This is a genomic window from Burkholderia sp. Ac-20379 (assembly GCF_017104645.1).
Lineage (GTDB): Bacteria > Pseudomonadota > Gammaproteobacteria > Burkholderiales > Burkholderiaceae > Burkholderia.
In genome coordinates this window covers 28,914-41,989 of record NZ_JAAGPF010000028.1, presented here as the reverse complement: position 1 = coordinate 41,989, position 13,076 = coordinate 28,914, and the positions used below count along the sequence as shown (strand labels likewise).

Annotated in this window: 11 protein-coding genes, 1 tRNA gene and 1 pseudogene; 10 read left to right on the top strand and 3 right to left on the bottom strand. The window is 66.5% G+C overall.

Features of this window, described 5'->3' with window-relative positions; translation table 11 throughout:
- Nucleotides 1-281: pseudogene (locus G3N92_RS06230) on the bottom strand (DNA mismatch repair protein MutS); the annotation flags it as partial.
- 174 nt (nucleotides 282-455) lie between these two features.
- Entirely contained in the window at nucleotides 456-1,418 is a 963-nt protein-coding gene (trxB, locus tag G3N92_RS06225) for a thioredoxin-disulfide reductase (RefSeq protein WP_206126581.1), read from the bottom strand.
- 294 nt (nucleotides 1,419-1,712) lie between these two features.
- Between trxB and G3N92_RS06220 the strand changes: the two genes are divergently transcribed.
- The 10 genes from G3N92_RS06220 to G3N92_RS06175 all read left to right on the top strand — a co-directional run bounded on the left by G3N92_RS06220 (nucleotide 1,713) and on the right by G3N92_RS06175 (nucleotide 11,562).
- A complete protein-coding gene (locus G3N92_RS06220) occupies nucleotides 1,713-4,016 on the top strand; it encodes a DNA translocase FtsK (RefSeq protein ID WP_206126580.1) in 2,304 nt (767 codons plus the stop codon).
- A 44-nt stretch (nucleotides 4,017-4,060) separates the two neighbouring features.
- Complete coding sequence (gene lolA, locus G3N92_RS06215; RefSeq protein ID WP_206126579.1) at nucleotides 4,061-4,744, top strand: outer membrane lipoprotein chaperone LolA; 684 nt, start codon at nucleotides 4,061-4,063, stop codon at nucleotides 4,742-4,744.
- Nucleotides 4,745-4,963: 219 nt separating this feature from the next.
- Nucleotides 4,964-6,274 carry a replication-associated recombination protein A gene (locus tag G3N92_RS06210; protein WP_206126578.1) on the top strand — a complete coding sequence of 437 codons (1,311 nt, stop codon included), beginning with the start codon at nucleotides 4,964-4,966 and terminating at the stop codon, nucleotides 6,272-6,274.
- A 97-nt stretch (nucleotides 6,275-6,371) separates the two neighbouring features.
- On the top strand, nucleotides 6,372-7,661 hold the full coding sequence (gene serS / locus G3N92_RS06205) for a serine--tRNA ligase (protein WP_206126577.1): 1,290 nt from the start codon (nucleotides 6,372-6,374) through the stop codon (nucleotides 7,659-7,661).
- 149 nt (nucleotides 7,662-7,810) lie between these two features.
- Nucleotides 7,811-7,901, top strand: a tRNA-Ser gene (locus G3N92_RS06200).
- A 328-nt stretch (nucleotides 7,902-8,229) separates the two neighbouring features.
- Nucleotides 8,230-8,868, top strand: coding sequence for a GNAT family N-acetyltransferase (locus G3N92_RS06195; protein ID WP_241014616.1), 639 nt, complete (start codon nucleotides 8,230-8,232; stop codon nucleotides 8,866-8,868).
- Nucleotides 8,869-9,031: 163 nt separating this feature from the next.
- Nucleotides 9,032-9,805 carry a septum site-determining protein MinC gene (gene minC, locus G3N92_RS06190; protein WP_206126575.1) on the top strand — a complete coding sequence of 258 codons (774 nt, stop codon included), beginning with the start codon at nucleotides 9,032-9,034 and terminating at the stop codon, nucleotides 9,803-9,805.
- Nucleotides 9,806-9,863: 58 nt separating this feature from the next.
- Complete coding sequence (gene minD, locus G3N92_RS06185) at nucleotides 9,864-10,679, top strand: septum site-determining protein MinD (RefSeq protein WP_206126574.1); 816 nt, start codon at nucleotides 9,864-9,866, stop codon at nucleotides 10,677-10,679.
- 12 nt (nucleotides 10,680-10,691) lie between these two features.
- On the top strand, nucleotides 10,692-10,946 hold the full coding sequence (gene minE, locus G3N92_RS06180; RefSeq protein ID WP_206126573.1) for a cell division topological specificity factor MinE: 255 nt from the start codon (nucleotides 10,692-10,694) through the stop codon (nucleotides 10,944-10,946).
- Nucleotides 10,947-11,241: 295 nt separating this feature from the next.
- The gene (locus tag G3N92_RS06175) at nucleotides 11,242-11,562 is read left to right on the top strand and encodes a YXWGXW repeat-containing protein (RefSeq protein WP_206126572.1); all 321 of its coding nucleotides are present in this window, start codon (nucleotides 11,242-11,244) and stop codon (nucleotides 11,560-11,562) included.
- Between the two features lie 168 nt (nucleotides 11,563-11,730).
- Here the strand turns inward: G3N92_RS06175 and G3N92_RS06170 are convergent, their stop codons facing one another.
- A complete protein-coding gene (locus tag G3N92_RS06170) occupies nucleotides 11,731-13,041 on the bottom strand; it encodes an MFS transporter (RefSeq protein ID WP_206126571.1) in 1,311 nt (436 codons plus the stop codon).
- Nucleotides 13,042-13,076: the final 35 nt, after the last annotated feature.

Genomic DNA, 13,076 nt, shown 5'->3' with positions numbered 1-13,076 from the left:
CGCGGCGCGGCGGCCAGCGGCGTGATCGCGCCGATCTCGTTGCGGAACAGGTTGGCGTTGACGGCGGCTTCGCGCGCCTCGCGCGCGGCCTGCGCCTGCTGCTTCTCGCGCCGCTCGGATTCGCCCTTCAGCGCATCGCGCAGCGAGCCGAGGCCGGACAGGCCCTGGCCCTTCAGCGCGCCGGGCGCGGGCATGGGAGCGGCCGGCACGATCGGCTCGGCCGGCTTGAGGGCGGCGCGGCGCTTGGCCGGGTCGCTCGGATGGTGCTGGTTCTTCGCCATGATGGTCTACGGATCGAAGTGGGGCGGGAGTGCCCGGGAAACGGGAGGCGGCCCGGCTGGCCGGACGCGCATGCAAAAAGGCCGCTGCGCGGGGCAGCGGCCTTCGGAAAGCGGAAGCGGGCTGCGGCGCATGGCTGCGACATTGTAGCGTCGCAGCCCGGCCGCGTGGCCGGCTTACTTGCCGTCGTGCAGGCTTTCGAGGTAGCGCTGGGCGTCCAGCGCGGCCATGCAGCCCGTGCCGGCGCTGGTGATCGCCTGGCGGTAGATGTGATCCTGCACGTCGCCGGCCGCGAACACGCCCGGGATGTTGGTGGCGGTGGCGTTGCCGGCCAAGCCGCTCTTCGTGACGATGTAGCCGTCCTTCATTTCGAGCTGGCCCTGGAACAGGTCCGTGTTCGGCTTGTGGCCGATCGCGACGAACACGCCCTGCAGCGCGATCGCCTCGGTTTCGCCGGTGCCGGTGTGCTTGATCTTCACGCCCGTCACGCCGGACGCGTCGCCGGTCACTTCGTCGAGCACGTGGTTCCACTTGATCTCGACCTTGCCTTCCTTTTCCTTTTCCAGCAGGCGGTCGATCAGGATCGGCTCGGCGCGGAACTTGTCGCGGCGGTGGATCACGGTGACCTTCCTGGCGATGCCGGTGAGGTACAGCGCTTCCTCGACGGCCGTGTTGCCGCCGCCGATCACGGCGACTTCCTGGTTGCGGTAGAAGAAGCCGTCGCAGGTGGCGCAGGCCGACACGCCCTTGCCCATGAACGCTTCTTCCGACGCCAGGCCGAGATACTGGGCCGACGCGCCGGTCGAGATGATCAGCGAATCGCAGGTGTACTCGCCCGAATCGCCGATCAGGCGGATCGGCTTTTCTTCCAGCTTGGCCGTGTGGATGTGGTCGAACACGATTTCCGTGTTGAAGCGTTCGGCGTGTTCGAGGAACCGCTGCATCAGTTCGGGGCCTTGCACGCCGTTCGGATCGGCCGGCCAGTTTTCGACGTCGGTCGTGGTCATCAGTTGACCGCCTTGCGCGAGGCCCGTGATCAGGAGCGGCGACAGGTTGGCGCGGGCGGCGTACACCGCGGCGGTATAGCCGGCGGGGCCGGAACCGAGAATCAGGACTTTCGCGTGTTTGGGCATGGACATGTGCAGGATCCGTAAAAAGCGGCCGAACGGGCGGGTGACGCGGCGAACGGCGGGGACGGCATGCGGGCCGGCTGCGCGATCCGCGCGCCGGGGACGATGCCGTAGATGGGTACCAGACGCGCATTATAAAGGGGCGTTTGCTGCACTGCCGGATCGATGTTTTTATCGATCCGATAGAACGCATCGATCGGCCGGTTACCGTCATTTACACTTGGCCGATCGCGCCAGCGTTTACAATATTCGCGATCGAACGATCGGCGGCGCCCGGCGCGGCCGCCCTCTCTACACGGATTCATGGCAAAAGCACCCTTTACGGCTCAGGCGCAGGCGCTGCCGCACCGCATGTCGCGGCTGTTCGTCGAGATTCGCTGGATTCTTCAGGTCGCGGTGTTCGCGTTCCTGCTGATGGCGCTGCTGAGCTACAGCCGTCGCGACCCGAGCTGGACCCACGCGGTCCAGATCGACCACATTTCGAACTGGGCCGGGCGCGTCGGCGCCTGGACGGCCGACATCCTGCTGCTGCTGTTCGGCATCTCCGCCTATTGGCTCGTCGTGCTGCTGGCGCGCCGCGTCGCCGCCAATTACCGGCGCATCACGCGCCACGAGGCGTTCGACGAGGAACCGGCGCGGCCGGCCGGCTGGCTGGCCGAGGGCTTCGCGTTCGTGCTCGTGGTGCTGGCGAGCGACGGCATCGAGGCGCTGCGCATGTGGTCGCTGAAGGTGCCGCTGCCGCGCGCGCCGGGCGGCGTGATCGGCGAAACGGTGGCGCGCGGCGTATCGCATGCGCTCGGTTTCACGGGCGGCACGCTGTTCCTGCTGATCGCGCTGGCGATCGGCCTTTCCCTGTATTTCCGCTTTTCCTGGCTGTCGGTGTGCGAACGCGTCGGCGACGGCATCATCAACGCGTTCACGCTGGCCAAGCTGCGCCGCGAGGCCGGCCGCGACCGCAAGCTCGGCGAGGCCGCCGCCGTGCGCCGCGAGGGCAAGGTCGAGGAGGAACGCGTGCGGATCGAGGATCACGAGCCGGTCACGATCGTGCCGCCGATCGTCACGCCGGCCAAATCCGAGCGCGTCGAGCGCGAGCGCCAGGTGCCGTTGTTCACGGATCTGCCCGGCGATTCCACGCTGCCGGCCATCGGCCTGCTCGATCCGGCCCAGCAGAACCAGGAAGCGATTCCGGCCGATACGCTCGAATTCACGTCGCGTCTGATCGAGAAGAAGCTCAAGGATTTCGGCGTCGAGGTGGGCGTGGTGGCCGCGTATCCGGGCCCGGTCGTCACGCGCTACGAAATCGAGCCGGCCACCGGCGTGAAGGGCAGCCAGATCGTCGGCCTGGCCAAGGATCTGGCGCGCTCGCTGTCGCTCGTGTCGGTGCGGGTGGTCGAGACGATCCCCGGCAAGAACTACATGGCGCTCGAACTGCCGAACCCGCGCCGCCAAACCGTGCGCCTGTCCGAAATTCTCGGCTCCGAGGTGTACGCGGCCTCGGCGTCGGCCTTGACCATGGGCCTCGGCAAGGACATCGGCGGCAAGCCCGTGTGCGCTGATCTGGCCAAGATGCCCCACCTGCTCGTGGCCGGCACCACCGGTTCGGGCAAGTCGGTCGGCATCAACGCGATGATCCTGTCGCTGCTCTATAAAGCCACGGCCGAGCAGGTGCGGCTGATCCTGATCGATCCGAAGATGCTCGAAATGAGCGTCTACGAAGGCATCCCGCACTTGCTTTGCCCGGTCGTCACCGACATGCGGCAGGCCGGCAACGCGCTGAACTGGACCGTCGCCGAAATGGAGCGGCGCTACAAGCTGATGAGCAAGCTCGGCGTGCGCAACCTGGGCGGCTACAACAACAAGATCGACGAAGCGGCCAAGCGCGAGGAGAAGATCCCGAACCCGTTCAGCCTGACGCCCGAGGAGCCTGAACCGCTGGGCCGCCTGCCGAACATCGTGGTGGTGATCGACGAGCTGGCCGACCTGATGATGGTGGTCGGCAAGAAGGTCGAGGAACTGATCGCGCGGATCGCCCAGAAGGCGCGCGCGGCCGGCATCCACTTGATCCTCGCCACGCAGCGCCCGTCGGTCGACGTGATCACCGGCCTGATCAAGGCCAACGTGCCGACGCGGATGGCGTTCCAGGTGTCGTCCAAGATCGACTCGCGCACGATTCTCGATCAAATGGGCGCCGAATCGCTGCTCGGCATGGGCGACATGCTCTATCTGCCGCCCGGCTCCGGCCTGCCGGTGCGCGTGCACGGCGCGTTCGTGTCCGACGATGAGGTGCATCGCGTGGTCGAGAAGCTCAAGGAGCACGGCGAGCCGAACTATATCGAGGGCCTGCTCGAAGGCGGCGTGGCCGAGGGCGAGGACGGCGCCGCGGGAACCGGCGAAGGCGGCGGCGAGTCCGATCCTCTGTACGATCAGGCGGTCGAAATCGTCGTCAAGAACCGCCGCGCCTCGATCTCGCTGGTGCAGCGCCATCTGCGCATCGGCTACAACCGCGCCGCGCGATTGCTCGAACAGATGGAGCAATCGGGGCTGGTGTCGGCCATGTCGTCCAGCGGCAATCGCGAAATTCTCGTACCGGCCCGCGACGCGGAATGACGCCGCGTCGGCGCCGGTCCGCCAATCAGGGAGAAAACCACCCCATGCAAGCTTTTCCGTTCGTGAAGTCCTCCTCCGTTCGCCGCTTCGCCGCGGCGCTCGCCGGCACCGCGCTGATGGCCGTGGCCTCGCACGCGTTCGCGGGCGGCACCGACGAGCTGAAGTCGTTCGTCGCGCAGGTCAAATCGGCCAAGGGCAACTTCACGCAGCAGATCGTCAAGGCGCCGTCGAAGGCGGCCAGCGGCGCGATCGCCACGTCCAAGCCGAACGACAACTCGAGCGGCAGCTTCGTGTTCGCGCGCCCCGGCAAGTTCGTCTGGGCCTACGAAAAGCCGTACCAGCAACTGTTGCAGGCCGACGGCGACACGCTGTTCGTCTACGACAAGGATCTGAACCAGGTCACCGAGCGCAAGCTGGCCGGCGCGCTCGGCGCGAGCCCGGCGGCGATCCTGTTCGGCAGCAACGACGTCGACAAGAACTACACGCTGCGCGACGGCGGCGTGAAGGGCGGCATCGACTGGGTCGAGATGCTGCCGAAGTCGCAGGACACGCAGTTCCAGCGCATCGGCATCGGCTTCAAGGGCGGCGTGCTCGCCGCGATGGAACTGCACGACGTGTTCGGCAACGTCACGCTGCTGACGTTCACGAACATCCAGACCAATCCGTCGCTGCCGGCCGACCAGTTCCGCTTCGCGGTGCCGAAGGGCGCCGACGTGATCAAGGGCTGAGCGCCCTCCGGCGTTCGCACGGGCCTGCCAGCGATGGCAGGCCCGTTGCGTTTCGGGCGCCGCGCGCGCCGCCTGGCGTTGCGCCCGCCGGGGCCGCCGCCTGTCGCCAGACGCCGAGTCGCTGTCCGATCGGCCGAGGGTGCGCCGGCCGACCGGCTGTCATAATGTCCGGCTGCGCGGCGATGTGCGCCGCGCCGGCCATTCCAGGAGTCGAGGTCCATGTCCGACCTGTTTGAAACCGAACCGCGCCGACCGCTCGCGGAGGCGCTGCGCCCGAAGACGCTCGACGAGGTCATCGGCCAGACGCATCTGCTCGGCGAGGGCAAACCGCTGCGGCTCGCGTTCGAATCGGGCCGGCCGCACTCGATGATCCTCTGGGGGCCGCCCGGCGTCGGCAAGACCACGCTCGCGCGCCTCACCGCCCACGCGTTCGATTGCGAGTTCATCGCGCTGTCGGCCGTGCTCGGCGGCGTGAAGGACATCCGCGAATCGATGGAGCAGGCCAAGGACACGCTGAACCGCAACGGCCGCCACACGATCCTGTTCGTCGACGAAATCCACCGCTTCAACAAGGGCCAGCAGGACGCGCTGCTGCCGTTCGTCGAATCGGGCCTCGTCACGTTCATCGGCGCCACCACCGAGAACCCGAGCTTCGAGGTCAATTCGGCGCTGCTGTCGCGGGCGCAGGTCTATGTGCTGAAGTCGCTCGACGAGGCCGAGATGCGCCAGTTGCTCGCGCGCGCGCAGCAGATCGCGCTCGACGGCCTGAGCTTCGACGAGAAGGCGGTCGATACACTCATCGGCTATGCCGACGGCGACGCGCGGCGCTTCCTGAATCTGCTCGAACAGGCGCAAACGGCCGCGCTGTCGGCGCGCACCAACCGGATCGACGCCGATTTCGTCTCGAACGCGATGACGCTGAACGCGCGCCGCTTCGACAAGGGCGGCGACAACTTCTACGACCAGATCTCGGCGCTGCACAAATCGGTGCGCGGCTCGAGCCCGGACGGCGCGCTGTACTGGTTCTGCCGCATGATCGACGGCGGCGCCGATCCGAAATACCTCGCGCGGCGCATCGTGCGAATGGCCTGGGAAGACATCGGCCTGGCCGATCCGCGCGCCATGCAGATCGCCAACGACGCCGCCGAAACCTTCGAGCGGCTCGGCTCGCCCGAAGGCGAACTGGCGCTCGGGCAAGCCGTCATCTATCTGGCCTGCGCGGCCAAGAGCAACGCCGGTTACAACGCGTTCAACGCGGCGATGGCGTTCGTCAAGCAGGACAAGTCGCGCGAGGTGCCGGTGCACCTGCGCAACGCGCCCACCAAGCTGATGAAGGAGCTCGGCTACGGCCACGCGTATCGCTACGCGCACGACGAGCCGAACGCCTATGCCGCCGGCGAGAGCTACCTGCCCGACGACATGCGCGAGCCGCGCTGGTATCAGCCGGTGCCGCGCGGGCTGGAAAGCAAGATCGCCGACAAGCTCGCCTGGCTGCGCGAACTCGACCGCGAAGCCGGCAAGCCCGAATAAGCACGCGTTTCGCGCCGATTGCGCGCGCCGGGGCTGCCGGGCGCGCCCCGCGGTGCGTTAGAATTCGCGTCTCACACAACGAAACTTCTGTCCTCCCATGCTCGACATCCAGTTGCTGCGCAAAGACCTCGACGGCGTCGCCAAGCGCCTCGCCGATCGCGGCTACACCCTCGACGTCGCCAGGTTCTCCTCGCTCGAGGCGGATCGCCGCGCGATCCAGACCCGTACCGAAGAACTCCAGGCACGCCGCAACAGCCTGTCGAAGCAGATCGGCGCGATGAAGGGCCGGGGCGAGGACACGTCGGCCGTGATGGCCGAAGTGGGCGGGATCGGCGACGAGATGAAGGCCTCGGCCGTGAAGCTCGACGAGATCCAGGCCGCCGTGCAGGCGCTGATGCTCGAAATGCCGAACGTCGCGCACGAGAGCGTGCCGGTTGGCCGCGACGAGGCGGACAACGTCGAGGTGCGCCGCTGGGGCACGCCGCGCAGCTTCGATTTCGAGGTGCGCGATCACGTGGATATCGGCACGCCGCTCGGCCTCGATTTCGAAACCGGCGCGAAGCTCTCGGGCGCGCGCTTCACGATGTTGCGCGGCCCGATCGCGCGCCTGCACCGTGCGCTCGCGCAGTTCATGATCGACACGCACACGCAGCATCACGGCTATACGGAAACCTACACGCCGTACATCGTCAACCCGGAAATCCTGTTCGGCACCGGCCAGTTGCCGAAGTTTGCCGACGACATGTTCCGCGTCGAGAAGGGCGGCGACGACAACACCGTCACGCAGTATCTGATCTCCACATCGGAAATCACGCTGACCAACAGCGTGCGCGATTCGATCCTCGATCCGGCCGCGCTGCCGGTCAAGCTGACCGCGCATTCGCCGTGCTTCCGCTCGGAGGCCGGTTCCTACGGCCGCGACACGCGCGGCATGATCCGCCAGCACCAGTTCGACAAGGTCGAGATGGTGCAGGTCACGTCGCCCGATGCGTCGTACGCGGCACTCGACGAGATGGTCGGCCACGCCGAGGCGATCCTGCAGAAGCTCGAGCTGCCGTACCGCGTGATCACGCTGTGCACGGGCGACATGGGCTTTTCGGCCGCGAAGACGTTCGACCTCGAAGTGTGGGTGCCGGCGCAGAACACCTACCGCGAGATCTCGAGCTGCTCGAACACCGAAGCGTTCCAGGCGCGCCGCATGCAGGCGCGCACGCGCAACGCGCAGGGCAAGCCGGAACTCGTCCACACGCTGAACGGTTCGGGCCTGGCCGTCGGCCGCACGCTGGTCGCGGTGCTGGAGAACTATCAGAACGCCGATGGCTCGGTCACGATCCCGGTCGCGCTGCGTCCGTACTTCGGCGGTCAGGAGACGATCGCGGCCGCGTGATCGTGCGAGAACGGCGCGTCGTGCCGGCCCGATCCCGCAGCTGAAAATTTTTTGCGGAAAGGGCTTGGAAAAACGAAACGAGTTGTTCTATAATCTTTGCTTCGCCGGGACGAAGACCTACGGAACGGTGAAGCAGCAAAGCAGTAGAAGGAAAGGTGGCAGAGAGGTCGAATGCGCCGGACTCGAAATCCGGTGTACGGTTATTCCGTACCGTGGGTTCGAATCCCACCCTTTCCGCCAGAATACGAACCCCTCGGTTCCGAAAGGAATCGAGGGGTTTTTGCTTTTCGGGCGGTAGTTGCGCGCGCATCGAAAATCGCGCCATCGATTACCTCGATGAAAAGCGCATGGGTGAATGCCTGCGCAACAGGCCGCCGCCGATTCGGATGAAAATACCAATCCGAAAATCGATAGGTGACTGAAGAATCGATATTGCTGCGACGCCGCATTTTCTCCGGCGAAGCCGCGTCGAGCCGCGGCTGGCGGGCATTGCGCGTGACCGGAAATACCTGACGCGAAAGAGAATTGGGCGTGGTGTTATAAGCGGTAATACGATGTGCGTCGCACCATGCGCTTTCCGTTGCGCGGCTTGGCTTTCCGCCTCTCTCGATTTGCCCGATCGTTTGAAAATAACGATTTGACTCATACCCCGCTTTCGGTTGAAGCTAATAGCTTGCTGTTCGAAGGATGTCCCCGCATGAGTTCGACTTTGACCGTCCGCCGCATCGCCGCCGATCAGGGCAGTGTGTACCGTGAACTGCGCGCCGCATCGCTGCGCGAGCCGTATGCACCCGGCGAAGCACCCGAGGCCGAATTGGCCGTGGACGCGGACGCGGCCGACGCGATCGCCGCGCAGCGCGCCGGTTCCGATCAGTCCACCACGTTCCTGCTGTATACCGAAGGCCACCCCGCCGGCATGATCGGCGCGTATTTCGACAGTTCCGCCGAGCGCCGCGCGTTCGTCAGCGAGCTGTGGGTCGCGCACGCCGTGCGTCACCTGCGCGGCGGCGTGCTGCTCGTCAACACGGCGCGCAACTGGCTGGCCGGGCAGGGCGCCACCGAGATCTACGCCTGGATCGCCGAGCAGAACCGCAACGCCATCCGTTTCTACGAGCACATGGGCTTCACCAACCTCGGCGAGCACGCGCCGATCGCCCGCGTGCCCGGCGCGATGAAGTCGCTGTTCGTCTGGCGCTTCGATGCCTGAGCCCGCGTTGCCGTCCGCCTCGTTCGAGCCTTCCCAAGCCTGAATTTTCCTCGCCCGTCGTGTTGTCCCGCCGTTGTACGCGGCTTCGTCCGCGTCATCCCGAAAATGATGGCCGCCCGCCCGGACGCCTGTAAAATACGCAAAAATTTTTTGCAGGACGTTCATGTCGCTTAAAAAATCGCCATTCTTCGAGCTTCGCAGCGGCTCGGTCGACTCCTTGCTGTTCGTCGTGAAGACGGCCGACCTGGACGCGCTGCGAACCGAACTGGTCAAGCGTTTCGAGGCGACGCCGGAATTCTTCGCCGACGACGTGGTGGCGATCGACGTGCGGCGTCTGGCCGAGGGCGAGCAGGTCGAGCTCGACGCGATTCAGCAGATGCTCAACGACGTGCGGATGCGCCCGATCGGCGTGGTGGCCGATGCGGCCCAGCGCGAGTGGGCCGGCGCGAGCCGCTTGCCGCTGCTCGAAGCGCGCGACCGCCGCGCCGCGCCGGCCGCCAAGGCGGCGCCGGACGAATCCGCAGCCGACGAGCCGCAGCCGGCCACGCCGGCTTCGGCATCTGTCGCGCAGGACGCACCGGCGCAGGGCCCCGTGACAGCGGTTCAGACGCTCGTGATCGACCGGCCGTTGCGTTCGGGCCAGCAGATCTACGCGAAGGGCGACCTGGTCGTGCTCGCGCCGGTCAGCAACGGCGCCGAGGTGATCGCGGAAGGCAACATCCATGTGTACGCGCCGTTGCGCGGCCGGGCGCTGGCCGGCGTGCTCGGCAATCACGAAGCGCGGATTTTCTGTACGTGCCTCGAGCCGGAACTGATTTCGATTGCAGGCATCTATCGAACCACCGAGAACCCGCTGCCGGCCGATGTGCGCGGCAAGCCGGTGCAGATCCGGCTCGAAGACGAAAAACTGATGATCGAACCGCTGCGACTGACCTGAGCGCCCAAGCGCGACGCGGCGGATCGATCGACCTCATTGACGAACACAGGGTAGGGTAATGGCAAAAATCATCGTGGTGACTTCGGGCAAGGGCGGTGTCGGCAAGACGACGACGAGCGCGAGCTTTGCCTCCGGACTGGCGCTGCGCGGCCACAAGACGGCCGTGATCGACTTCGACGTCGGCCTGCGCAACCTCGACCTGATCATGGGCTGCGAACGCCGCGTGGTGTACGACCTGGTCAACGTGATCCAGGGCGAAGCGAACCTGAACCAGGCGCTGATCAAGGACAAGCAGTGCGAGAACCTGTTCATCCTGCCGGCGTCGCAAACGCGTGACAAGGACGCGCTGACGCGCGAGGGCGTCGAGAAGGTCATCAACGACCTGATCGCGATGGATTTCGACTACATCGTCTGCGATTCGCCGGCCGGTATCGAATCGGGCGCGCTGCACGCCATGTACTTCGCCGACGAGGCGGTGGTGGTGACGAACCCGGAAGTGTCGTCGGTGCGCGACTCGGACCGCATCCTCGGCATCCTGTCGTCGAAGACCAAGCGCGCGGCCGACGGCGGCGATCCGATCAAGGAACACCTGCTGATCACGCGCTACAACCCGAAGCGGGTCAGCGAAGGCGAAATGCTGTCGCTCGAAGACATCAGCGAAATCCTGCGCATCAAGCTGATCGGCGTGATCCCCGAATCCGAAGCCGTGCTGCACGCGTCGAACCAGGGCCTGCCCGCCGTTCACCTCGACGGCACCGATGTCGCCGAAGCCTACAAGGACGTGGTGTCGCGCTTCCTCGGCGAGGAAAAACCGCTGCGTTTCGTCGATTACATCAAGCCGGGCCTGCTGCAGCGCCTCTTCGGCAGCAAGTAACGGAGACGCCCTATGTCGATCCTTTCGTTTCTCCTTGGAGAGAAGAAGAAGTCCGCCGCCGTCGCGAAAGAGCGCCTGCAGCTGATCATCGCGCACGAGCGCATCGGCGGCCGTCCGCCGGCGGATTACCTGCCGGCGCTGCAGAAGGAGTTGCTCGAAGTCATTCAGAAGTACGTGAAGATTTCGAACGACGACATCCGCGTCAGCCTCGAACACCAGGACAACCTCGAAGTGCTCGAGGTCAAGATCGAGATTCCGCAGTCCTGATCGATCGCCGCGCATCGTGCCTCGCGATGCGCGGTTTTTCTTCGTACGCCGTACTTTCCCGCCTTGCCCGCGCGGTTCGTCTCGCGCTCATTCCTCCGACGTTTTCGCCGTGTTTGCCGCCGATTCTTTCGAATCGCGCGCGCCGTCTTTCATTCCTATTTCCGTACTTACCGGCTGTTGCACTTTGCCCCGCGCCGTAACACGGCGTCTGTCGGCCATTGCCCGGGCTCGCGCATTGAACCGGTATGCACGCGTTGAATGCGTGTCCGAATCGAACGACGACAAGGAGGTTCATATGATTCGCACTGCTGCCCGTTATCTGGTTCCGCTCGCACTGGCCGCCGCGACGCTGAGCGCGGCCGTCGCGCCGCTGTCGGCGAGCGCCGAGGAAGTCGTGATCGTGGCGCCGAGCGCGCCGCCGCCGGTGCGCTACGAAGTGGTGCCGGCCGCGCGCGTCGGCTACGTGTGGGATCACGGCCATTGGCGCTGGGATCACGGCCGCTACGTGTGGGTGCGCGGCCATTGGGAGGCCGAACAGGTGGGCCTGCACTGGGTGCCGGGCCACTGGGATGCGCGCGGCCCGAACTGGTTCTGGGTGCGCGGCCACTGGGCCTGAGGAGCGCGATCATGAAACGAACCCTGTTCGTCGTCGCGCTCGCCGCGATCGTGCTGGCCGGCTGCGTGGTCGTGCCGGCGCGGCCCGTGTATTACCACCCGGCGCACGTCGTGGTGTATTGATCGGCGGCAACCGCGGGCAGGCGTCGCGCCTGCCCGCCGCCGTCGATCACATCAGCTTGGCGTCGCGCGTCTCGCGCATCAGCAGCACGCCGATCACGCTGATCACCGCGGCCGTCGACACATAGCCGCCGACCCACGACAGCCCGCCCTGCGCGGCCAGCACCTGCGCGATATACGGCGCGATCGACGCGCCGAGGATCCCGCCGAGGTTGTAGGCCACGCCGGCGCCCGTGTAGCGGACGTGGGTGGGGAACAGCTCGGGCAGCAGCGCGCCCATCGGCGCGAACGTCACGCCCATCAGGAACAGCTCGATGATCAGGAACAGCGCGATCAGCGGCATCGAGCCGCTGCCGAGCAGCGGTTCCATCGTGAAGCCGGACAGCAGCGCGGCGATGCCGCCCGCGATCAGCACCGGCTTGCGGCCGAAGCGGTCCGACGCCCAGGCCGACAGCGGCGTGGCGATCGCCATGAACACCACCGCGATGCAGAGCAGGCCGAGGAAGCTCGGGCGCGCGATATGCAGCGCGCTGACGCCGTACGACAGCGAGAACACCGTCGAGATATAGAACAGCGTGTAGCAGACCACCATCGCCAGCGCGCCGAGCAGCGTCGGCGCCCAGTGCTGCGAGAGCAGCGAGGCGACCGGCATGCGCACGCGTTCGTTGCGATCGATCGCTGCCTGGAACGCCGGCGTTTCCGTGATCTTCAGGCGCACGTACAGGCCGACGGCCACCAGCGCCGCGCTGACCAGGAACGGCACGCGCCAGCCCCAACTGCGGAACTGCTCGTCCGACAGGCCGAGCGCGAGCGCGAAGAACAGGCCGTTCGACATCAGGAAGCCGATCGACGGGCCGAGCTGCGGGAACATGCCGAACCAGCCGCGCTTGCCGGCCGGCGCGTGCTCGGTGGCCAGCAGCGCCGCGCCGCCCCATTCGCCGCCGAGGCCGATGCCCTGGCCGAAGCGCAGCACGCAGAGCAGCACCGGCGCGAGCGCGCCGATCGTGTCGTAGCCGGGCACGAAGCCGATCGCCGTGGTCGACACGCCCATCACCAGCAGCGAGGCGACCAGTGTCGATTTGCGGCCGAAGCGGTCGCCGAAGTGGCCGAACAGGAACGAGCCGATCGGTCGCGCGATGAACGCGATGCCGAACGTGACGAACGCCGACAGCGCCTGCGCCGTGGCCGAGCCGTGCGGGAAGAACACCGGGCCGATCACGAGCGCGGCGGCCGTGGCGTACACATAGAAATCGTAGAACTCGATGGCGGTGCCGATGAAGCTCGCGAACACGATGCGCCGGTGGCTGACCGGCTGCGAGCCGTGCGACGCAGTGCCGGCGGCGGGAGAGGTAGAGGACATGATGGTTCCGTGGTGCGGGTTCGAACCGCGTGCGG

Bases quoted from the DNA above. Each gene is read 5' to 3' on its own strand.
- G3N92_RS06195 (WP_241014616.1), top strand. From the start codon at position 8,230: ATGCGCTTTCCGTTGCGCGGCTTGGCTTTCCGCCTCTCTCGATTTGCC.
- minD (WP_206126574.1), top strand. From the start codon at position 9,864: ATGGCAAAAATCATCGTGGTGACTTCGGGCAAGGGCGGTGTCGGCAAG.
- minE (WP_206126573.1), top strand. From the start codon at position 10,692: ATGTCGATCCTTTCGTTTCTCCTTGGAGAGAAGAAGAAGTCCGCCGCC.
- G3N92_RS06210 (WP_206126578.1), top strand. From the start codon at position 4,964: ATGTCCGACCTGTTTGAAACCGAACCGCGCCGACCGCTCGCGGAGGCG.
- serS (WP_206126577.1), top strand. From the start codon at position 6,372: ATGCTCGACATCCAGTTGCTGCGCAAAGACCTCGACGGCGTCGCCAAG.
- G3N92_RS06170 (WP_206126571.1), bottom strand. From the start codon at position 13,041: ATGTCCTCTACCTCTCCCGCCGCCGGCACTGCGTCGCACGGCTCGCAG.
- lolA (WP_206126579.1), top strand. From the start codon at position 4,061: ATGCAAGCTTTTCCGTTCGTGAAGTCCTCCTCCGTTCGCCGCTTCGCC.
- minC (WP_206126575.1), top strand. From the start codon at position 9,032: ATGTCGCTTAAAAAATCGCCATTCTTCGAGCTTCGCAGCGGCTCGGTC.
- trxB (WP_206126581.1), bottom strand. From the start codon at position 1,418: ATGTCCATGCCCAAACACGCGAAAGTCCTGATTCTCGGTTCCGGCCCC.
- G3N92_RS06220 (WP_206126580.1), top strand. From the start codon at position 1,713: ATGGCAAAAGCACCCTTTACGGCTCAGGCGCAGGCGCTGCCGCACCGC.
- G3N92_RS06175 (WP_206126572.1), top strand. From the start codon at position 11,242: ATGATTCGCACTGCTGCCCGTTATCTGGTTCCGCTCGCACTGGCCGCC.